The sequence below is a fragment of the Citricoccus sp. K5 genome (assembly GCF_902506195.1).
In the GTDB taxonomy this organism is placed as follows: Bacteria; Actinomycetota; Actinomycetes; order Actinomycetales; family Micrococcaceae; genus Citricoccus.
In genome coordinates this window covers 647,686-668,274 of record NZ_LR732817.1, presented here as the reverse complement: position 1 = coordinate 668,274, position 20,589 = coordinate 647,686, and the positions used below count along the sequence as shown (strand labels likewise).

Sequence of the window (20,589 nt, the reverse complement as noted above, 5' to 3'; positions counted from 1 at the left end):
TCCGGGAGATGGCTCGGGCTCCCGTTGAGTGTAGACACCAGTCTCGTTGCCGTACCGTGTGCCACCCTGGTGGTGAGCCACTGTCAAGGAGCCCGACGATGTTCACTGGCCTGAGCGCCTTCCCCCTCACTCCCCTCCGTCACGACGCACTGGATGAGCCCGCCTTCATCGGGTTGGTGGAGCGTCTGGTGGCCGCCGGCGTCGACTCCATCACCGCGCTCGGCTCCACCGGTTCGTACGCGTATCTGGACCGGGACGAGCGCGCCCGGGTGGCCCGCGCCGCCGTCGCGCATGCCGGGGATGTGCCCGTCTTCGTGGGCATCGGTGCCACCCGGACCTCGCAGGTCCTGGCCCACGCCGAGGCGGCGCAGGAGGCCGGCGCCGCGGGACTGCTGCTGGCGCCGGTGAGCTACCAGCCGCTGACCGAGGAGGACGTCTTCGAGTTGTTCCGGACGGTGACGAGCAATTCGTCCGTGCCGGTGATCGTCTACGACAATCCCGGCACCACGCGCTTCACCTTCACCATGGAGCTGTACGCGCGGATCGCCGCGCTCGGGGGGATCGAGTCCATCAAGATCCCCGGTGTGCCCGCGGATCCGGAATCCGCCCGTACCCACATCCAGCAGATCCGCGATGTCATTCCGGCCGAGGTGACCATCGGTGTCTCCGGGGATGCCCACGCGGCAGACGGCCTGCTCGCCGGCTGCGATGTCTGGTATTCGGTCATCGCCGGGACCCTGCCCGAGGCGGCATTGAGGATCGTCCGTGCCGTCCGCCAGGGCTCACCGGCGGAGGCACGGGCGGAGTCCCAGCGCCTCGTTCCTCTCTGGGAGCTCTTCGCCCGGCACGGCGGGAGCATCCGGGTGATGGCCGCCGTGGCGGAACAGCTGGGACTGGCGCAGGAGTCCAGCCTGCCGCTGCCGCTACTGGGACTGACGGAGGCCCAACGAGCCGAGGTGGCCCGGGTGATCGAGGTACTCGGGCTCAAGATCTAGGAACCGCCACCTCAGAGAATGGGGCGGTTCAGCCGATCTCGAGCAGCCCGCGCAGGGTGGCAAAGGCCTCCGGCACCACGGCGTAGTGCGCCCACTTGCCGCGTTGTTCGCGCGCGATCAGGCCAGCGTCGACCAGCTTCTTCATGTGGTGGCTGACGGTCGACTGGCTGATGCCCAGGTCCTCGGTGAGGTCACAGGCACAGACCGCCTCGCACCCTTGCGCGGCCACGTGGGACAACAGGCGCAGTCGCATGGGGTCGGCCAGAGCCTTGAACATGCCCGCTGAGCGCTGAGCGTCGTCGACGCCGATCGGACCGGCCGATAGGGAACAGCACCCGGATGAACCGGAGGCTACGCGGTCGCGGTCAGAGGTCTCAATGACGTCAATGGCGGTCTGGCTAGCTGTCGGAACCATCACGTCATCTTACATTGACGCTCATCGATATGACCAGTAGCGTTCCCATCGATGGTTATCGATACGAGAGTTGGGCCTGCATGAGCACCACCACCGCCCCGTACCAACCGGTGATGAAGGAGATGTCCTTCCTCGACCGTTGGCTGCCGGCCTGGATCCTGTTGGCCATGGTCGTCGGACTGGCCCTGGGCCGCTTCATCCCCGGCTTGGATACCGCTCTGGAAGCCGTGAAGATCGGCGAGGTGTCCCTGCCGATCGCCATCGGCCTGCTGGTGATGATATACCCGGTGCTGGCCAAGGTCCGCTATGACGAGACCCACCGCGTCGCCGGGGACAAGCGGCTGATGATCACCTCCCTGGCGTTGAACTGGATCGTCGGTCCGGCCCTGATGTTCGCCCTGGCCTGGATGCTCCTGCCGGACCTGCCCGAGTACCGCACCGGCCTGATCATCGTCGGCCTGGCCCGCTGCATCGCCATGGTCTTCATCTGGAACGACCTGGCCTGCGGGGACCGGGAGGCCGCCGCCGTCCTGGTGGCCATCAACTCCGTCTTCCAGGTCATCGCCTTCGGCGCCCTGGGCTGGTTCTACCTCCAGGTGCTCCCGTCCTGGCTGGGCTTGCCGACCACCTCGGCCGACTTCTCCGTCTGGTCGATCGTGCTCAGCGTCCTGGTGTTCCTGGGCATTCCCCTGCTGGCCGGGTTCCTCACCCGTCACTTCGGCGAGAAGGCCAGGGGCCGGGACTGGTACGAGAACCGCTTCCTGCCCCGCATCGGCCCCTGGGCCCTCTACGGACTGCTGTTCACCATCGTGCTGCTGTTCGCCCTGCAGGGTGAGGCCATCACCACCAGCCCCTGGGATGTCGCCCGGATCGCCCTGCCGCTGCTGGCCTACTTCGTGTTGATGTTCGGCATCGCCCTGCTCGCCTCCAAGGCCGTCGGGCTGAACTACGCCAAGTCCACCACCGTGGCCTTCACCGCCGCCGGCAACAACTTCGAGCTGGCCATCGCCGTGGCCATCGGCACCTTCGGCGTCACCTCCGGTCAGGCCCTGGCCGGCGTCGTCGGCCCGCTCATCGAGGTGCCGGTGCTCGTCGGTCTCATCTACGTCTGCCTCTGGGCCGGCCGGAGGCTCTTCCCCGGCGACCCGACAACCCCCGCTCGCACTGAGACCGCCTCCGCGACCCGCGCCTGAACCGCCAGCCCCGACAGGAAGCCTGTAGAGATGACCACCGAGCCACGATCCTCATCCCGACCCTCCGTGTTGTTCATCTGTGCCAAGAACGGCGGCAAGTCCCAGATGGCCGCAGCTCTGATGGAGCACCAGGCCGCCGGCGCCGTTGAGGTCCATTCCGCCGGCACCAGACCGGGAGAGACCATCAACGCGCTTTCGGCCGAGGTCATCGCCGAAGCCGGGGCCGACATGTCCGCAGGGCACCCCCAGCCCATCGACCCGGGCCTGTTAGCCCGCGTCGACCGGGTGGTCATCCTCGGCGACGAGGCCAAAGTCGAGCCGCTCGAAGGCATGGCCGGCACCATCGAGACCTGGCACACCGACGAACCCTCCGCCCGCGGCATCGAGGGAGCCGAACGCATGCGCCTGGTCCGCGACGACATCGACGCCCGCGTCAGAGCACTGCTCGCCGAGCTCACCGCCACGACGGACAAGCCCTCCGTGCTGTTCGTGTGTGTGCACAACGCCGGTCGCTCCCAGATGGCCGCCGCATACCTGTCGCACCTGGCCGGAGGACGGATCGAGGTCCGCTCTGCGGGCTCGGCACCAGCTGATTCGGTCAACCCGGCAGCCGTGGAGGCGATGGCCGAGGAAGGCATCGACATCAGCTCGAACCGGCCCAAGGTGCTGTCCGAGAAGGCCGTGAAGGACTCCGACGTGGTCATCACCATGGGCTGCGGAGATGCTTGCCCCTACTTCCCCGGCAAGCGCTATGAGGATTGGAAGCTCGAAGACCCGGCCGGCCAAGGCATCAAGGGCGTGCGCCCCATCCGCGACGAGATCAAAGCGCGGATCGAGCAGCTCATCACCGAGCTGCTGTCCGGCCCCTCGGCCCCGTCCACACCCATCAAGTGAGGGATACCCCCATGGTCGACGCAATTTCCACCACCATGCCCCCACCCACCGAGGCGCAGGACTTGCCCGTCGCGGTCATCGGGGCAGGACCCGTCGGGCTGGCCGCCGCCGCGCACCTGCTCGAACGAGGCTTGACCCCGTTGGTGCTGGAGGCCGGGGCCGACGTCGGGGCAGCCATCCGGACTTGGGGCCACACGCGCCTATTCTCTCCCTGGCAGTACAACATTGACGCCGCCGCAGCCCGCCTACTGCGCACCACCGGCTGGACCGAACCTCAAGCCCGGATCCTGCCCACCGGTACAGAACTGGTGGATCAGTACCTGGAACCCCTGGCCGCCGCCACCGCACTGGCCGAATATGTGCGCACCGATTCCCAGGTCATCGCCGTGACCCGTTCCGGGATGGACAAGACCCGCACGACCGGCCGAGCCGACGCCCCCTTCCTGATCCGCATCCAGCACACTAACGGCAACGTGGTGGACCGCCTGGCCCGGGCCGTCATCGACGCCTCCGGCACCTGGACCCGGCCCAACCCGCTGGGCCAGGCCGGACTGGAGGCTCCCGGAGAAGCCGAGGCAATTGCGGCCGGGCACATCACGGCCGTACTGCCAGACGTCGCCGGCGGGGATCGGCAACGCTTCGCCGGCCGGCACGTGCTCGTGGTCGGGGCCGGGCACTCGGCCGCCAACACCCTGCTCGAACTCGGGTCCCTGGCCGAGGACGAGCCGGACACCCGGATCTCGTGGGCCGTGCGCTCGGCCGACGTCTCCAGCGTCTACGGCGGCGAGGGCCGCGACGAACTGGCTGCCCGCGGCGCGCTGGGCACCCGGTTGCGACGTCTGGTGGCTGCCGGGATCATCGAGGTCCACACCTCGTTCACCATCACCAGTTTCACCAGCACAGAGCATGGATTCTCCGTGCACGCCTCCACTCCGGCTGGCGAGCAAACCTTGGCCGCGGATCTGGTCGTTCCGGCCACAGGGTTCCGCCCGGACCTGGGCATCCTGTCCGAACTCCGCCTGGAGCTGGACCCGGCCGTGGACGCACCCCGCCAGCTCGGTCCGCTGATCGATCCGGAGTTCCACTCCTGCGGTTCTGTGGCCCCGCATGGGGAAAAGATGCTGGCGCACCCGGAACCGGGCTTCTACATCGTGGGGATGAAGAGCTACGGCCGGGCCCCGACCTTTCTGATGGCCACCGGCTACGAACAGGTTCGTTCCATCGCCGCCGCCCTGGCCGGGGACCAAGCCGCAGCCGACGCCGTGCAGTTGGACCTCCCCGAGACGGGGGTCTGCTCCACCGACCTGGGCGGGTCCTGCGACCTGCCCGTCACCGGTCCGGCTGACGAAGCCGACAGCGCCGCCCAGGGGTGCTGCGCTCCCGTCAGCGCGGCGGCCGGGCCCGGTGCCGGCGAACGGCGGCTCGGTTCGCACACCGAACTGAGCAGTACCGCTGGCGGCCGTTGCGGGTGACATCGACGACAACGTTGCGGCAGGGCTCGCCGGCACAGCGTCCCAGCCGGTGCATCCCCCGCGTGGCCAGGTGCAACGAGGTACCGACGCTGATGACCGCGCGCAGGACGAAGGGCATCGAGTCGTTCTCGTCCCGATAGTGGAGGTGCCACCCCTCGCCGTCGTGATCGGTCAGGCGTGGGTAGGCCGCGGCCGCCGCCATCTGCTCGTTCAGCAGGCGGGCACGCTCACCGTCCTCCGGCGCATCGACGACGCGCAGCCAGTCCGCCACCACCGTGCCGGTCGCGGCATGGTCGTCCGCTCCGGCGGGGAAGATCATCGTCATCCCGAACGCCCGGGTCCGCTCCTCGATACCCCGGCGGTCATCAGGCCACTCGTTGGCCAGGGAGGCCGCGAGCAGGACCGCGTATTCGCCGTAAGGGTTGAGATGCATAACACCATTACATCACGATGGACTCATGACCTCACCCCACACGTTTCCCCTGCCCCTCCAGGAAGACCGGTCCACCCGGCACGAGCATGCGTGGCGCGCGGAATCGCGGCATCTGACGTCCGAGGGGTTGATCCTCTATGTGCGCTGCGGGGACTGTGGAACCCTCCGGGTCGATATCCAGGGGAACGATGGCCTGCCGCCCGCGGCCCTGAGCCGGGTGGTCGGGGTCAGTCCACCGGAGTGGCCCGGCGGATGACGGCCTTGGCGCGGTCATAGGTCTCGGCATCCTTGGCCACGAAGTGGTCGTCCGCGGTCACCACCGTCGGGACGGTCTCGAAGCCGTGGTGGTAATGCCGGACGCGGTCCGCGGCGCCGGCGTCCTCCCAGATGTTCACCCAGTACACGCGCTCCCGCCCCTCGGTGCCGAGCTCGCGGATGAGCCGGGCGCAGTACTGGCAGCCGGGCCGCCAGTACACCACCACTCCCCCGACCGCCAGGTGCTCGTCCACCCCGGAGACCGGAAGGGACTGCACCTGGGTGGTGGAGACGAAGCGCAGGGCGAAGAACAGCAGGATGGCCGCGGCCACGTAATTCAGCGGGCCCCGGCCGATCAGCCCCCAGTAGGCGAAGAGCAGCCCGAGGGCGAGCATGACGGCGGGCACGAGCCACGCCTTGGACATCAGCTGGCGCATGGACTCACTCTCCCACGGGCGGCATCGGCAACAACGACTGTGCCCGTGGGCTCGACTGATCGGTCGTCTCCGACGGCTCCGACGGATCCAGCACCCCGGCCACCGTCCAGTCCGGGTGGTTGGTGCCGTCCCCGGAGGCCGGGCGCCGCACCGGGACTCCGGCCTCCTCGGCGATCAGCGCGCCGGCCGCCCAGTCGTGTTCCTGGATGCCGTACTCGGCGTAGGCGTCCAGCGTGCCGTCAGCCACCATGCACAGGTCCAGGGCTGCCGCACCGATGCGCCGCACGTCCCCGAAGTGGGGCATGAGCGCCGCCAGGGCGCTGAGTTGGAAGTCGCGGCGTTCCCCCGCATAGGCGAAGCCCGTGGCGAGCAGACGGCCGGAGCGGCCTGGAAGGGGCCCGTTCAGGCGCACCGGCTCACCGGATGCCGGCGGAAGGTCCGCCTGCGGGATCCCGGGAGTGTCCACGGTGGAGAAGGCCCCGCCGCCGGCCGAGGCATACCAGGTCCGGCCCAGGGCGGGCGCGACGACGGCCCCGGCCAACCAGCGCGTCTCGCCTTCCGCCGCTGGCCCCTCCACGGCCACGGAGGTGCAGAACTGGGCGATCCCCCGGATGAAGTTCGTGGTGCCGTCCAAGGGGTCGATCGACCAGCGGTAGCCCGAGGGGTGCTCCGGCTCGGTGTGGCCGTACTCCTCGCCGGAGATCGCGTCATTCGGGCGGTAGGCGGTGATGACCTCGCGCACCGCCTGCTCCGCGCGGCGATCGTAGTCCGTGACCCAGTCCGAGCCCGAGGACTTGGTGACCGCTCCGAGTTCGGCGCGCGTGGCCGGCGTCGGACCCAGGGGACGTTCGGCGAGCACCGCGGCCCCGGCGCGGGCCGCGGCCCGGGCGACGGCCAGCAGTCCCTTGGCGCTCATGCGGTCTCCTCCGTGGTTTCGGTGTCAGAGTCAGAGGCAGCGTCGGCGTCTGTCTCGTCAGGACCCTCAGAATCCGGTGGCCCCTCGGCCAGCAGCCTCCGGAACCCCTCCTCGTCCAGCACCGTGACCTTGAGGGACTCGGCCTTGTCCAGCTTGGAGCCGGCGTTCTCCCCGGCGACCAGGTAGTCGGTCTTCTTGGAGACGGAACCGGAGGCCTTGCCCCCACGGATGATGATCGCCTCCTTGGCGGAATCCCGGCTGTAGGTCTCCAGCGACCCGGTCACCACGATCGTCAACCCCTCCAAGGTGCGCGGGGTCTGCTCATCCTGTTCGTCTTCCATCACGACGCCGGCCGCATGCCAGCGCGCGACGATCTCACGATGCCAGGCTGAAGCAAACCAGTCGATGACGGCTTCGGCGATGATCGGCCCGACCCCGTCGACGTCCGCCAGGCGTTGTTGCGCCGCAGCGCGGCGTTCGTCCGCGGCCGTTGCTTCCGTCTCGGCGTGCCCTGCGGACCCTTCCGTGGCCAGTGCCTGGAGGGCCTGCAGGGAGCCGAACGCTGTCGCCAGGGAACGGGCCGCCGTCGGGCCCACATGCCGGATCGAGAGCGCGACAAGCACCCGCCACAGCGGTTGGGTCTTCGCCTTGTGCAGTTCCTGGAAGAGCCGGCGGGTGTTCGCGGTGGGCTCCGAGGGCTTCTTGGCCGTGCCCTGCGTCCAGAAGTAGGGCTTGAGTTCCCACTCGCCCGAGGGCACCGGCTTACCGGTCTCGGGATCCTTCTTCCGTTTCTCCCTCCAGACCATGACGTCACGCAGCCGGGCCTGGAACGCGGACATGTCGTCCGGATCGAACGGGTCCTTCAGGTTCTTCTCGCGGTGGTCCGCCAGGTCGAAGAGCTCGGCGTCCGCCGAGATGACCCCCGGCCCCTCGGGACGCACGTGCTGGTTGTTCTCCGCCGGATCCGGCCCCGGGCCGTTCGTCAGCCAGAGGGCGGCCTCCTCGCCGAGCGCTTCGATGTCGAAGGCCCCGCGGGAGGCGGCGTGCTCGATGCGGCCGGTGAGCTGGGCGGGGCAGGAACGGGCGTTGGGGCAGCGCAGGTCCACATCCCCCTCCTTGGCCGGCGCGAGGGTGGTGCCACAGGACGGGCACTCGGTGGGCATGACGAACTCGCGCAGTTCGTCCTCTCCGACCGGGCCGGTTCCCTCCACCTGCTTCTTTCCCTCCCGCAACGGCAGGACCGGACCGACGATCTCCGGGATGACGTCCCCGGCCTTACGCAACACCACGGTGTCCCCGATGAGCACGGCCTTGGCCTTGACCACGTCCTGGTTGTGCAGGGTGGCCATCGAGACGGTGGAGCCGGCCACGAGGACGGGGTCCATCACCGCGTAAGGGGTCACGCGGCCGGTGCGCCCCACGTTGACCCTGATGTCCAGCAGCCGCGTGTGGACCTCTTCCGGCGGGTACTTGTAGGCCGCCGACCAACGGGGCACGCGGGAAGTGTGGCCCAGGGCCCGCTGCAACGCGAAGGAGTCGACCTTGATGACGATGCCGTCGATCTCATGGACGAGGTCATGGCGCTGGTTGCCGTTCTCCTCAATGAAGCCGAGTATGCCGCCGTTGCCTCCCTTGCCACTGCCGTCCTCGCCCTCGAGTGAGTCCACGATCTTCGTGTACGGGCTGGTGGGAAGACCCCAGGAGGCGAGAAGGTCATAGGTGGCGTGCTGGGACTCGGCGTCGAGGCCGGTGTGGGCGCCGATGCCGTGCACGAACATGCTCAGCGGCCGCTTGGCCGTCTCGGCGGGATCCTTCTGCCGCAGGGAGCCGGCTGCGGAGTTGCGGGGGTTCGCGAAGGGGGCCAGGCCGTCGCGCACCCGTTGTTCGTTGAAGGTGCGGAAATCCGCGCTGGGCATGAAGATCTCTCCGCGGACCTCCACTTCGGAGGGCCAGCCGGACCCGGCGAGCTGCTGCGGGATGTCCTTGATGGTCATGACGTTGTGCGTGACGTCCTCCCCCGTGGTGCCGTCCCCGCGAGTGGCCGCCCGGACGAGTTTGCCGTCCCGGTAGAGCAGGTTCACGGCGAGCCCGTCGATCTTGACCTCAACGAGCCAGCGGACGCCCTTCTCAGCGGCACCGGGGGCGATGTTCGCGATCGAGGCTGAGGTCTTGGCGTACCAGGCGCGCAGCTCATCGATGGAGAACAGGTCGTCCAGGGAGTACATGCGGGCCAGGTGGGTCACCGGGGCGAAGGCGGCGGAGGCCTCCCCGCCGACCTCCTGGGTGGGAGAGTCATTGGAGACGATCTCCGGATGCAGTGCCTCCAGGTCCTCGAGGCGGCGGTAGAGCGCGTCATACTCGGCGTCCGAGACCAGCGGGGCGTCGTTCTGGTAGTACGCCGTGCGGTGTTTGCGGACCTCGTCCACAAGGTGTTCGTACTGCTCTCGCAGGGACTCCGGCGGAATGTCCTCCGCCTCGGGCTGGACGGCGGAATCGACCCGTTGATCGACGCTCGGATCCGTGACGTTCTTCTGCTCGCTGCTCACCGGTCCAGCCTAGCCGGGCACACCCCCGGGATAGCCCTCAGCCTGATCGCGAGCGGTCACCGGGCCTGGGTTTTCCCCAGCACCGTGCCCTCGGTGTCCAGGGCCTCGACGACGACGTAGGGCAGCTCCGCGGCATCGTCCGGAACCGGGATGGCCGTCTCGAAGCCCTCACGGTCGACGACGGCCTGTTCGGTGGCGCTGCCCTCGTCCTCGCCGGCCACGAGCCGCCACCGGGCGACCTCGGTGGCTCCGTTCCAGGAGACGTGGGCGAGGCGTTCACCGTCGCGCTCCTGCACGGTGACATCCGGCTCGGCGGCGGGCCGTCCCTGCCAGGCGAACTTGTACGCCCGGTAGCTGCCGCCGCCACCCTCGAACTCGTCCCCTCGGCATTCATCGCCGTGACAGACGTCGTAGATGAGCTCACCTCCGGGCGTGTACTCGGAGTAGTGCGGGCGGGCACCCCAGCCGATCAGCATGTTCCCGTTGGCCATCTGCTGCGCGTTGGCCATGGAACTGGCCACCCGGTCGGCCGGCGGCAGGTACTCGGTGGCCACCTCCGCGGTCATCGCGTCTCCGTCCAGGGCCAGGCGCAGTCCGCGGGAGGAATCGTCATCACTGCCACCGTGGGAGTGGTTGTCCAAGAGGGTCAGCGTGCCGTCCGGACTCCGGTGCGCATCATGCTGCCAGGTGAAGTCCGCCCCCTCGCCCATCTCGAAGTCGCTGGCCGAGCCGCCCAACGTCCATTCCACGGCGCCGGTGGCGCGGTCCAGCTTGTACACCGCGTTGGTGTGGCGGGCCGAGACCAGCAGAGAGCCGTCGTCGTCCTCCGTCACGGAGTTGATGTGGAAGTAGTCGAAGGGGTGCTCCTCAGTGCCGAGCTCGGGCGGTCCGGTCTGTGGGTCGGAGGCTTCGGACGAGTCGACCTGTTCGGATTCCTCGGCTTCCTCGGCTTCCTTTTCCAGTTCCGCCTGTTCGTCATCGAAGTCGAGCATGGTCTCCGTGAGGGGAACATGGCCGATGGCGCTCCACTCGAAGAGCACGTCGCCGGTGGCGATGTCGACCTCCTGGATCACGGCGTCCTGGATGTGCCCGTCCTCCGGGCCGCCCACGTCGGTGAGGTCTGCCGGTGCCGGCACGTAGGCGGCGATCAGCATGGTGTCCTCTGGCGTGATCGTCGTGTCGTGGAAGTCCGCCTGGCCGGGCCCCAGCGAGCCGCCGGTGGTGACGCGGGTGATCTCCTCATAGGACTGGTCGAGGAGGATCACCTCGCCATCGCCCATACCGCCGTCACTGGTCCCCTCGTAGACCGTGAGGACTGGTTCGCCCTGGTACTCCTGGACCCGAAGGTCGAAGGGGTCGTCCTCCGGGTCGTCATCCTTGGCCGGGCTCATCCACACCAGCTCACCGCGGGCGTCCAGGATGACGGCCCCGTCCGAGGGAGTCTCAGAGCCGTAGTTCGGTGTCAGGAACGTGAACTCCTGGGACTGCTCGTACTCGTCTGACCACGCGGGACCACGGGTGATCTCCACCACCGGAGGCTTGAGGTCCGGGCGGCTGGCGAAACTCTGGTGCGGAATCGGCTGCTTCCCCGCTGCCGCTCCTCCCTCGCCGTCAGCTGTACAGGCCGAGACCGCCAGCGCCACGGTCAGCATCGCTGACGCCGCGAGCACCCGAGAAGGATGCTCGCCCCCGTATCCAGGCCCGGCACGCATGCGTTGTGTCTACCGTGCACGGCAGGGCCGCGCCAAGCTTCGGCCGGCGGTGGCCGGCGATTAACTCAGTCCGGCGGCCCCGCCCGGTACAGCTGGTTCAGTCCAGATGGCGGGGTAACCGGGTCAGTCCTCGTCGCCGAGGGCCTGATCCAGCAGCGGCAGGTCATCCGGGGTGACCAGGTGGGAGGTCACGGCATGCTCCACCAGGCGGGCACGGCGGTTCGTGGCCAGCTTGCCGCCACCGCCGCGCAGTCCGGCCACGCCCACGCGATCCAACTTGTCACAGACGTTGTCCAGCTTGCGATTGAACCGGGTCAGCGGCCAGCCCAGCCTCTTGGCGGCATTGGCAGAGGACGGCACCGTGGAGAATCCGGTGCCGCCGCGGCGCAGGATCGGCTCGGCCAGGGCCACGATGAGTGCCTTCTGCGCCGGGGTGAAGATCACCGGACCGATGGTGGTCTCCCCCACGGCGTCATTGCCGTTGGACTGCTGCAGGAACGAGGGGCTCTTCAGGTGTGCCGAGAACTCATAGGTGGTCGGCCCAGCCGTGAACACCACATTGAGTTGGCCGAAGACCAACGGGATGCGGGAGCCGGGCGAGACCCAGGCCTGCATGCCGCCGGAGGAGTCCGCCACAGTCGCGGAGATCATGGTGCCCACGTTGGACAACCACCACAGCCCGTCGATCTGCCGGATCTCCATGAACCGCCGGTGCAGGTACGGGTTGTCGTCGATCTCCAGGTCACCCTCACGGCCGATGGTGAAGACCTGGTCCGGCATGACCTCGTACCACTCGCCGACGAAGTCGATCGACAGCGCCGCCGAGCTGCCCTCGGTGGGCTGCTGACCTCGATGGTCCTGACCGTCCGGCGAAGCCGGCTGGACCCGTTGGCCTTGCTCGTCCACGCTCATCGCCACTCCCCCCTGGTTGTAGATCTCACTCCCATGATGCCGGTAAAACCTGTCGAGGGCCGTCATTGTGGCGACCTGGCGGTTCCGTGCCCTGCCCTGACCGCCGGTGCGTTCGGCGCGGCCGCACAGACAGGACGTCAGTCCACACACCCCACCGTGGGGTCAGACTGCTTCCCGTTGGACCGGATCACCACGACCTCGATGCACGTCCGGTCCTCCTCCAGCACGGGGGTGGTGGCCGTGGCCTCGTCCGCAGTGGTGATCCGTCCCTGACCCGTGGCCGTGGACGTCCTCCACATGTAGGTGTCCCCCTCCTTCGGATCAGGGTTCTCCCAGGTGAACACGGCTTCGGCCCCGTCCGCCGTGGCCGTCACGTTCTCGGCGGCCGCCACTGGATCCTCGGGTTCCGGCAGTGGCAGTCCGGGCGACTCACTGATGAAGGTGGGTTCCGGATCCTCCCGCGGCTGGACGGCCATGCTGTTCGCCAGCCAGACGGCACCCACGATGCCCAGCACCAGCACCACCAGTGAGGCGATGATGCCGACCTTGTTCTCGCCCATCCAGGCGGCGAACGGCGAACCCGCCGGTTGTTCCTCCACTCGCCGCGCGGTGGTGCCGTCGGGCTCCCACTCCCCGCCGGCGTCGGGATAGGACCTCGCCGGGCGTGACGGTGCCCGGGAACCGGCCAAGCCGCCGCTGACGCGCCCGCCCATGATGGTGGGATCATCGTCCGGGGTCGGACCGGCCGGGGCGGGTCCCCGGGCAGGTCGCATGACCGTGGCATCATCCACTTCATCCTTCGGACGTCCCGGCGCGGAGGGCGGGGGCATCGGCGGGAAGTGGCGGGAGGTGTTCGTGGAGCCACGGTCCGGATCGATCGAGACGATCTGCCGGACGCGGGTGGCGTCGCCGCCCTCCTCGACCTCGTCATCCTCCGCTTCCAGCGAGCCCGACTCGTCCATGACCTCGAACGGCGTGACGGACAGGCCCAACTCGGCCTGGACCCGTTGCAGCGCCAGCGCGAACGAGTGCGCCGAGGGGAAGCGCGAGCCGGGGTTCTTGGCCATCGCCGTGGACAGCACCAACTCCAGCGAGGCCGGCATGTCCGCCCGGTTCAAGGGCGGCAGAGGGGCCTTGGCGATCCTGGAGATCAGTTCCTTCTGCGAGTTGTCCGCCCCCGGCCGCACGAACGGGGACCTCCCGGCGAGCAGGGTGTAGAGCGTGGCACCGAGGGACCACACGTCCATGGCGAAACCGTCCGGGCTGCCGCCGGCGAAGGCCTCCGGGGCGGACCACGGGATGGACATGCCGGCGTCGTCATCCAGCATGTCCGTGGTGCCGGAGATGCCGAAGTCCGTCAGTGCGGGGCGGTTGTAATCCGTGGTCAGGATGTTGGCAGGCTTGATGTCCCGGTGCACGATCCCGGCCCGGTGCGCGGACTCCACGGCAGAGGAGACCTGGATGCCGACGGCCAGGACCTCGTCCACGCCCAACCGGGAGCGGCGGTAGCGCAGGTCCAGGGATGGCCGGGAGCAGTACTCCATGGCCAGGTAGGAGTGGCCGTCCTCGGTGATGTCCGCCTCGTAGATCGTGACGATGTACGGGTGCGAGGACAGCTGGGCCATGAGGTTGGCCTCGGATTCGAAGGACTTGCGCGCCCGTTCGGTCTTGAGGCCGGAGAGCAGCACCTTGACGGCCACCTTGCGGCGAGGCCGGTCCTGCTCGTAGAGGTAGACGTCCGAGAAGCCGCCGGAGCCCAGCAGGCTGACGTACCGGAACCCGTCGATGTGCGGCGGCGGGGCCGGTGGCCGTTTACCGCTCACAACAGCCCCTCGAAGCGCAGCGAGACGCCATCGCCCAGATCGGCGATGTCACCGTCCAGCACCATGAGGGACTCGCCCTGACCCAGCCGTCGCGGCGCCTGCCCCTCGCGGATCAGCACCGTGCCGTTCGTGGCCTTGAGGTCCCGCAGCTGCACATGCCATCCCTCCAGCACCACCTCGCAGTGCGAGCGGGAGATGTCACCATTGGGGCTGCGGACCTGGAGCATGCGCGGCATGGTGCCGGAGCCGACCCGGTGGGCCTGCGGCTGGCGCCCGATCACGGCCGGCCGGTCCAACTCCACGACCTCCCCTGTGGACATGCGGATGCGGCCCAGGGACGGACGGCGCAGTTGTTGTGCCTCGCCCGAGAGGGACTGGCCGCAGATGCCGCAGACGGCGCTGGTCGGCGGGTTGGCGTGCCCCTGGGAGCACTGGCGGGCCAGGACCACCGGTCCCGTCGCCGGCGGCGGGGCCGGAGCGGGGGCGCTGGGCGGCAGATCCTGGGGGTCGAGGTCCGACTTCATCACGGTCTCACCGTCATGGTCCTCTTCCATGGAGGCCGTCCCCGCAGGACCCGACGCCGGCCCGGCCGGGGGCACTGGCGGTGCCGGGCTGGACGCCACGCCAGGAGCAGACGGGGACATGACCGTGTCAGCGTCATCCGGCGACTGTTCCGGGGCAACCGTCATCCCCAGATCCGCCGGGACCTCGACCATCTGACCGGCGGCTGGCTCCGGAGGCTGAGCCGGGACGGTCTTGCGGGCTGCGGCCAGCCACGGCACCGAGTCGATCAGCTCCTGGGGTCCGGGGACGGCGCTGCTGGGACGGGACTGCTGGTCGCTCGAGGCCGCCACGGCGCTCGGCGCGGCAGGGGGGCCGGCGATGGTCCGGTCATCGACATCGTCGGAGTCGGTGCCGGCCTCGTCGTGGGTCTGCTCCTCCTCGCCGTTCTCGTCAGCGTGCTCGTCGGCGTGCTCGTCAGAGTCCTCAGCGTCGGCCGTTTCCGTATTCGGCTGGACCTGGGTGGTCTCCCCCGTGGCAGCCGTTTCCTGCTCGGATACGGATTCGGACTGCTCCGAGCGAGGCCCCGGCGCAATCGTCGCGTTGATGTCCGGTTCGAGCTCTGGTTCCGGCTCGTTCTCCGGGCCGGCATCGCCAGCATCGCCAGCATCGCGATCATCGTCCACTGACTCACCGCCCTCACCGTCAGCTGTCTCGGCGTCGGCCGAGGGCTCTTCGGTGTTGTCGGCCGGGATGTCAGCGGCGTGGTCCGCCAGGCCGACGGCAGGCCCGGCGAGATCGTCGTCATCCGCCTCATCGGCCTCGTCTGCCTTCTCTGCCTGGTCCGAACCCGACCCGGAACGCATCACCAGATCCGCATGCAGGGAGGCCAGGCGCACGGCCCCGGCTTCCAGGGGCAGGTTCTCCACGTCCGCCACGGCATCGTCCACCAGTAGCTCGAAGGACTCCACACCGTGGACGACCCGCTCGTTCCAGGTCGCCACCCCGGTACCGCTCAGCTCGGTGTGGCTTCCGTCAGAGCAGTCCATCCGCAGCACCACATCACCCCGCAGGATGGCGTGCAGCGTGGTGCCCTCGCGGAAGGACACGATGGCGAAGGAGGGCAGCCCCGTGAGGTCCAGGCGGCCGGACAACACGGCGGCCAGCAGCCGTTCGACACCGGGCGTCCCGGCGAGCAGGTCCCAGGCCACGGCGGCCGTCTCCTCGCTGGCATCCGCGGGTAGCGCCACCAGGCACCGGCCGCGCACGAGACCCAGCCATGGGCCAGCACTGTAGCGGACCTTCGCCGTCTGGCTCATCGTCATTCCCCTTCACCCTCGTTCATGCCGAACACGCGTTCCCCGTTGACCATCCGTCCACCACTGCCCCCGTCGAACCGGGGGCGCGTGGTCTGCTGCTCATCCGCCTCACCGGGCCGCGGCGACGTGGACTCACGGTCGCCCTCGGCATCCGTGTCCTCCACATCCACCACGATCACCGTGATGTTGTCCCGGCCGCCTCCGTCCAGGGCCCGCCGGATCAACGCGTCCACGGCGTCCTGCGGCGAGTTGTTCTCGGCCAATTCGCGGCGGATCTCCTCGTCGGGCACCTCGGACGTCAGTCCGTCCGAGCAGACCATGAGCCGGTCGCCGTCATGAACGGACAGCATCCAGAAGTCGGACTCGGACGCCTCACCGGTGCCCAGGGCCCGCGTGATGACATGCCGGCGCGGGTGGTGCCGTGCCTCCTCGTCCGTCAGGTACCCCTCGTCCACCATCTCCTGGACCTCCGAGTGGTCCACGCTGACCTGCTCGAACTCGCCCTCGGAGAGCCGGTAGGTCCGGGAGTCCCCCACGTTGAAGACCATCCAGTACAGCCCCTGCAGTTCCCGGACGATGGCCACCCCGGCCAGCGTGGTCCCCGCACGGGATCCCCCGACCCGGCGGATGGCCTGGTCAGCCGTGACCATGAGCTGCTGCAGCTCGTCGGCGGTGAGATCGTTGCGGACCTCCTTGACTCCCGCGGCCAGCGTCTCCACGCAGATCCGGCTGGCGACCTCGCCGGCCTCATGGCCGCCCATCCCATCGGCCACGGCGAAGAGGTTGCCGGTCACCACCAGCGAGTCCTCGTTCAGTTGCCGGCGCAGGCCCCGGTGGGAGCCGAAGCCGTAGTTCAGACGGAAGGGTCTTTGGGGTAGGTCCACACTGGCATTCAAGGTCATGCAGCCGACACCGTGAAGGAACGGTCACCGAAGTGCACCGTGGCCCCGACCGCCGCCAAGACGGGCTGGCCAGGATCGAGGCGCTGACGTTCGCCCCCGCGCGGGGTTACGCCCGAGCCGTTGGTGGAGTTGCGGTCGGTCACCCACACGCCGGTCGAATCGACGGTCAGGTGCAGGTGCGTCTTGGAGACGGAACGGCCCATGTCAGCGAACGGGATGAGCAGGTCCACGGTCTCCCCCGCGGCAGCGGCCGGGTTGCGGCCCACCAGGGCCGAGCCCGCGAGCTCGTGGCTCTGGCCGTCGTCGAACCGGAGCTTGACGGCGGTGGGTGCCACGCTCACCTGGCTGCGCAGCTGGGTAGATCCCATCTCCTGGTCGGGGTCGCCCGGGTTCGCCGTCTCGGCGGCGCCCCCGACCAAGACGACCTGATTCTCGTTGTAGCCCGAGGAGGACTGTCCCGCACCGGACGTGGCCGGGGCCGGAACACCCGCAGGGGCCGGAGCTGATGCTCCGGCGGCGGCCGGCGCGTTGGCCGCCGGCTGGACGGCGGGGGCCGGGCGGGCTGCGGGTGAGCCGGTCGCGGGCCCGGGGAAGGTGCCCGACGGCGGCTGGGCCGGCTGCTGCGGTGCGCCCGGCTGGGGTGCCCCGGAGGCGGCGGCGTGGCCCGCACCGGGCACGGAGGTGATCGGCCCGGCGGCGACGGCCGGGTTGAAGGCGGGCCAGCGGGAGGCCGGCGGCACGGACACCCCGGTCTCCGGATGACCGGGGTCTCCGGGCTGCAGGGCGCCGGGCGCGAAGGTGGATGGACCGTAGAGACCACCGCTGGTCAGCGGGTTGCGGCCGGTGTTGACGTCCACCACGAGGGTGCGGGCCACCTTGTCATGCCAACCCTGGCGCTGGTGGTTGGTGTCCCAGATGTTGGACAACAACATCAGGATGGGGCCGATCACCGGGACGATTCCGCTGACGGAGACGATGACCCAGCGCAGGAAGATCGGGCCCCAGCCGGCGGGAGTGCCCTCCTCTGAGGTGACGCGCAGGCCCAGGACCAGGTTGCCGGGAGTCTTGCCCGCGGACGCCTGCCAACCCCACAGCCACACCGTGTAGGCCAGGGACACCACCGAGGCGATGAGCAGGGCCATGGTGTAGGTGGCCAGAGCCTCCTGTTGGGCCACCCCGGCGGAGTCCAGCACGGCGGGGAACGTGGCACCGGTGGCGATGCCCACGGCCAGCGCCGGAATGATCTGGTCGATCACCCAGGCCGCCAAGCGCTTGCCGGCCGGTGCGTTGACCAGGTTCAGGGTTTTCTGCACGGGGTACCTTATTCCTGTTTCTCGCTAGCTTGCTGGTCCACTGTACGGACTCCGCGGCTCCGGCCGCCACGCCGGGCGGCACGGGTCTGGCGTTCGGCGGTCCGGTCGCCTCCGCGCCGTTCGGCCATCCGGGCACGATCCGCCTGGCGCTGCTGTTTCCTCAGCTGGCGGCGCTGGCGGCGGCGGGTCCGGGCCTCGAGCAGGAGCGACCGCGGCGTGTACTTCGCCCGGAACCGCTGCCAGCCGCTCACCGAGTCACGCATGCCGGCGATGTTCTCGTCGACCCGCGCCCAGTAGTCGGCGACCTGGGCCTCGTTCGGCTCTCCCGGGCCGAAGACGGCCTGGTCCGCGCGGCGGGCCAGCAGTGTGGTGCCGGCGGCCGCCGTCGGGAAGGCACCTACCAGCTCCGTGGCGTGTTCGCGCCGGGTGCCGGAGCGTTGGGGTTCGGAACCGAGGTCCGTGGCGAGGCTGAGCACCTCGGACCAACCGCCCGAGACCTGCTCGGCGGGTGTCTGCGCCTCACGCCGCCTCTTGCGGCGGCGGCCCTTGAGGATCGCGATGATGAGCAGCGGGATCATCAGGATCAGCAATGGGATCAGCGAGTAGACCACGATCATGACGATGTGGCCCCACTGGTCCCACCAGGACCGTTCCTCCTGCTCGGCGTCCTGGGGCTCCGGTGCCGTGTCCGGGGGCAGGTCGGCCTGCTCCTGCGGCGGCGGCGGGGGCTGGAGCACCTGCGGTTTGGGCGTGGACTTGGGTTCCTGCTGCGGCGGCGTGGGGACGTTGTCCTTGTCCGGGGTCGGGTCCAGGGCGACCCAGCCGACGTTCGCGAAGTTGACCTCGACCCAGGCGTGGACATCCTTGCCCTTGATCTGGATCGGGCCGCCGTCCGCCGAGTAGTTCTCCGGATAGAAGCCCATGACCACGCGGGCCGGGATGTCCAGGGACCGGGCCATCAGGGCCATGCCGACGGCATACTGCTCGTCATCACCGATCCACTGCTCGGCGTCCAGCAACTGGGTGATACGGCCGGCGTAGTGGCCAGAGAGGGAGGTGACCTCGCCCTCGCGGCCGTTGGAGAAGGCGCCGGACTCGTGGAGGGTGGACGCCAGGCCGCTGACGATGCCGAAGGGCTGGTCCTGGTTGCCCGTCAGTTCAGCGGCCTTCTCCGGGACGACCTGCGGCACCCCGGTCAGCTCCGGCATGACGATCTCGCCGAAGTCCTGCCCCTCGAGATCCTCGGACGCCACCTGCACCGGGAAGACCACGTCCGCGGAGTAGGAGTCGCCCTCCTGCAGCGGGATGGTGGACAGCGCGGTCTCATTGCCGTCGTTGTAGTAGAGCGACGTCGAGAGCTGGTCTGCCCGTGGTCCCTGCAGCTCGGCACCGTTGAGTTTGCCGCCGCCTGGCAGCCAGACCCCGTTGTAGGCCTCGATGCTGATGTCCAGGGTGCCGGTGGCCCGGTTCGGGATCTCGGTCTCCTCCGTACCGGAGAGCCGGGAGGCATCACCGACGGGCGAGAAGTTGCCCCCGGACTGCGGGTTCACGTTGTAGACCATGCCGTCATAGGCATCCAGCGCGGCCAGGCGGACCCGCTGCCCCTCGGGCAGGCCCTCGACCGTGAACAGGACCTCCTCGTGCTGGTCCTTGACGTACTGGCGGAACTTCATCAGAGGACTCGGGTAGTCGAACAGCTCGATGGGCGGATCCACGACGTCGCGCAACACCTTGCGGTCCTGGTCCTGCAGCAGCAGCGGCGAGGCGGACGCGGTCAGCAGACCGGCGACGGCGAGGACGGCGGCTCCCATGCCGACGCGGCGCCACACCATCTTGCGCGCGGTCGCAGGGTTGGACACGGTGGTGGTGTCCGCCGCGTCGGCGCCGGCTGTGTCTGTTCGAGTCCCCTGCACGCGCATGCGGTGGTGACGCCAGGCGAGCCAGGCGACAGCGCCCATGATCAGGAGCATTCCGCGCACCACGGCCATCGGTGCGTCCTTGGTGCCGAACATGATCCCGACGACGGTCATCACCAGCACGGGGATCACGGTCCAGTAGGGCAGGCGCACCCTCCACGCCAGAAGACCGGCCACGAGGGCGGTGAGCATCCCGGACAGGTAGGGAGCCACGAGCATGCCGCCGTTGACGCCCACCGGGGCGGCCACGGTGAGGATGTCCTTCCAGGCCGTGACGGGCCCCGTGACCAGGACCAGAAGGGCGTCCAGGCTGGGCAGGAAGCCGACGGCGGCCTCGGAGGGGGCCGCCAGGGCGAACCCGAAGACGAGGTAGCCGAGGACGGCCGCACCGGTGGTCATCCACACGTTCCAGCGCAGGTAGGCGCTGGCGAGGGCGACGCCGAGTCCCAGGGCGATGCCGCCGAATCCGGCCACCAGGTAGTGCCAGTCACCGGCGAAGGTGTCCTGGAAGCCCAGCAGGCCGAGACCGAGCAGCACGAGCAGCACCGCTGCGTCGCTCGCCACCTGGGACCAGGAGAAGCCCAACCGGATTCCCTTCTGCCGGGGCTGCTTCGGCAGGGTCGGCATGGATTTCC

General features: G+C 69.3%; 16 protein-coding genes and 1 pseudogene. 5 read left to right on the top strand and 12 right to left on the bottom strand.

The genetic code is table 11. The features are described from left to right. Positions 1–98 precede the first annotated feature (98 nt). On the top strand, positions 99–995 hold the full coding sequence (locus BOSE125_RS02855) for a dihydrodipicolinate synthase family protein (RefSeq protein ID WP_159549668.1): 897 nt from the start codon (positions 99–101) through the stop codon (positions 993–995). Between the two features lie 28 nt (positions 996–1,023). Here BOSE125_RS02855 and BOSE125_RS02850 read toward each other — a convergent pair whose 3' ends face one another. After that, positions 1,024–1,410 carry a metalloregulator ArsR/SmtB family transcription factor gene (locus tag BOSE125_RS02850; protein ID WP_159549666.1) on the bottom strand — a complete coding sequence of 129 codons (387 nt, stop codon included), beginning with the start codon at positions 1,408–1,410 and terminating at the stop codon, positions 1,024–1,026. A gap of 80 nt (positions 1,411–1,490) precedes the next feature. On the opposite strand from BOSE125_RS02850, the gene arsB reads away from it, so the two are divergent. The 4 genes and pseudogenes from arsB (at position 1,491) to BOSE125_RS02835 (ending at position 4,969) form a co-directional block, all read left to right on the top strand. Beyond that, positions 1,491–2,603 (top strand): ACR3 family arsenite efflux transporter, encoded by a 1,113-nt coding sequence (gene arsB, locus BOSE125_RS02845; RefSeq protein WP_159549664.1) that lies wholly within the window; start codon positions 1,491–1,493, stop codon positions 2,601–2,603. Between the two features lie 30 nt (positions 2,604–2,633). Further along, positions 2,634–3,038 (top strand): annotated as a pseudogene (locus BOSE125_RS17895) (low molecular weight phosphatase family protein); the annotation flags it as partial. A gap of 6 nt (positions 3,039–3,044) precedes the next feature. Further along, positions 3,045–3,497 (top strand): arsenate reductase ArsC, encoded by a 453-nt coding sequence (locus tag BOSE125_RS17890; RefSeq protein WP_256375985.1) that lies wholly within the window; start codon positions 3,045–3,047, stop codon positions 3,495–3,497. Positions 3,498–3,508: 11 nt separating this feature from the next. Next, a complete protein-coding gene (locus tag BOSE125_RS02835; RefSeq protein WP_236557787.1) occupies positions 3,509–4,969 on the top strand; it encodes an NAD(P)-binding domain-containing protein in 1,461 nt (486 codons plus the stop codon). On the opposite strand, the gene BOSE125_RS02830 is transcribed toward BOSE125_RS02835, so the two are convergent. The 11 genes from BOSE125_RS02830 to BOSE125_RS02780 all read right to left on the bottom strand — a co-directional run bounded on the left by BOSE125_RS02830 (position 4,881) and on the right by BOSE125_RS02780 (position 20,581). After that, positions 4,881–5,402, bottom strand: coding sequence for a CGNR zinc finger domain-containing protein (locus tag BOSE125_RS02830; protein WP_159549660.1), 522 nt, complete (start codon positions 5,400–5,402; stop codon positions 4,881–4,883). The genes BOSE125_RS02835 and BOSE125_RS02830 overlap by 89 nt on opposite strands. A gap of 227 nt (positions 5,403–5,629) precedes the next feature. Continuing rightward, positions 5,630–6,094: a glutaredoxin domain-containing protein gene (locus BOSE125_RS02825; protein ID WP_159549658.1), complete on the bottom strand. Its 465-nt coding sequence runs from the start codon at positions 6,092–6,094 to the stop codon at positions 5,630–5,632. Positions 6,095–6,098: 4 nt separating this feature from the next. Next, complete coding sequence (locus tag BOSE125_RS02820) at positions 6,099–7,010, bottom strand: inositol monophosphatase family protein (RefSeq protein WP_159549656.1); 912 nt, start codon at positions 7,008–7,010, stop codon at positions 6,099–6,101. Then, positions 7,007–9,556 carry an NAD-dependent DNA ligase LigA gene (ligA, locus tag BOSE125_RS02815; protein ID WP_159549653.1) on the bottom strand — a complete coding sequence of 850 codons (2,550 nt, stop codon included), beginning with the start codon at positions 9,554–9,556 and terminating at the stop codon, positions 7,007–7,009. The genes BOSE125_RS02820 and ligA overlap by 4 nt, the downstream gene beginning before the upstream one ends. 56 nt (positions 9,557–9,612) lie before the next feature. Beyond that, complete coding sequence (locus BOSE125_RS02810) at positions 9,613–11,268, bottom strand: arylsulfotransferase family protein (protein ID WP_159549651.1); 1,656 nt, start codon at positions 11,266–11,268, stop codon at positions 9,613–9,615. 123 nt (positions 11,269–11,391) lie between these two features. After that, positions 11,392–12,048, bottom strand: coding sequence for a hypothetical protein (locus tag BOSE125_RS02805; protein ID WP_159554607.1), 657 nt, complete (start codon positions 12,046–12,048; stop codon positions 11,392–11,394). 269 nt (positions 12,049–12,317) lie between these two features. Beyond that, positions 12,318–14,003, bottom strand: coding sequence for a serine/threonine-protein kinase (locus BOSE125_RS02800; RefSeq protein WP_159549648.1), 1,686 nt, complete (start codon positions 14,001–14,003; stop codon positions 12,318–12,320). After that, the gene (locus BOSE125_RS02795; protein WP_159549645.1) at positions 14,000–15,823 is read right to left on the bottom strand and encodes an FHA domain-containing protein; all 1,824 of its coding nucleotides are present in this window, start codon (positions 15,821–15,823) and stop codon (positions 14,000–14,002) included. Before BOSE125_RS02795 ends, BOSE125_RS02800 begins: the two co-directional genes overlap by 4 nt. A gap of 2 nt (positions 15,824–15,825) precedes the next feature. After that, positions 15,826–16,725 (bottom strand): PP2C family serine/threonine-protein phosphatase, encoded by a 900-nt coding sequence (locus BOSE125_RS02790; protein WP_159549642.1) that lies wholly within the window; start codon positions 16,723–16,725, stop codon positions 15,826–15,828. After that, positions 16,722–18,038: an RDD family protein gene (locus tag BOSE125_RS02785; protein ID WP_159549639.1), complete on the bottom strand. Its 1,317-nt coding sequence runs from the start codon at positions 18,036–18,038 to the stop codon at positions 16,722–16,724. The genes BOSE125_RS02790 and BOSE125_RS02785 overlap by 4 nt, the downstream gene beginning before the upstream one ends. Positions 18,039–18,046: 8 nt before the next feature. Beyond that, positions 18,047–20,581, bottom strand: coding sequence for a transglutaminase domain-containing protein (locus BOSE125_RS02780; protein ID WP_159549636.1), 2,535 nt, complete (start codon positions 20,579–20,581; stop codon positions 18,047–18,049). Positions 20,582–20,589 lie beyond the last annotated feature (8 nt).

What these genes read in the sequence shown, in the direction of transcription:
- BOSE125_RS02825 (WP_159549658.1), bottom strand. Translation starts at nt 6,094, where the DNA reads ATGCGCCAGCTGATGTCCAAGGCGTGGCTCGTGCCCGCCGTCATGCTC.
- BOSE125_RS02795 (WP_159549645.1), bottom strand. Translation starts at nt 15,823, where the DNA reads ATGAGCCAGACGGCGAAGGTCCGCTACAGTGCTGGCCCATGGCTGGGT.
- arsB (WP_159549664.1), top strand. Translation starts at nt 1,491, where the DNA reads ATGAGCACCACCACCGCCCCGTACCAACCGGTGATGAAGGAGATGTCC.
- BOSE125_RS02850 (WP_159549666.1), bottom strand. Translation starts at nt 1,410, where the DNA reads ATGGTTCCGACAGCTAGCCAGACCGCCATTGACGTCATTGAGACCTCT.
- BOSE125_RS02805 (WP_159554607.1), bottom strand. Translation starts at nt 12,048, where the DNA reads ATGCCGGACCAGGTCTTCACCATCGGCCGTGAGGGTGACCTGGAGATC.
- BOSE125_RS02790 (WP_159549642.1), bottom strand. Translation starts at nt 16,725, where the DNA reads ATGACCTTGAATGCCAGTGTGGACCTACCCCAAAGACCCTTCCGTCTG.
- BOSE125_RS02780 (WP_159549636.1), bottom strand. Translation starts at nt 20,581, where the DNA reads ATGCCGACCCTGCCGAAGCAGCCCCGGCAGAAGGGAATCCGGTTGGGC.
- BOSE125_RS02810 (WP_159549651.1), bottom strand. Translation starts at nt 11,268, where the DNA reads ATGCGTGCCGGGCCTGGATACGGGGGCGAGCATCCTTCTCGGGTGCTC.
- BOSE125_RS02835 (WP_236557787.1), top strand. Translation starts at nt 3,509, where the DNA reads ATGGTCGACGCAATTTCCACCACCATGCCCCCACCCACCGAGGCGCAG.
- BOSE125_RS02855 (WP_159549668.1), top strand. Translation starts at nt 99, where the DNA reads ATGTTCACTGGCCTGAGCGCCTTCCCCCTCACTCCCCTCCGTCACGAC.
- BOSE125_RS02820 (WP_159549656.1), bottom strand. Translation starts at nt 7,010, where the DNA reads ATGAGCGCCAAGGGACTGCTGGCCGTCGCCCGGGCCGCGGCCCGCGCC.
- BOSE125_RS02830 (WP_159549660.1), bottom strand. Translation starts at nt 5,402, where the DNA reads ATGCATCTCAACCCTTACGGCGAATACGCGGTCCTGCTCGCGGCCTCC.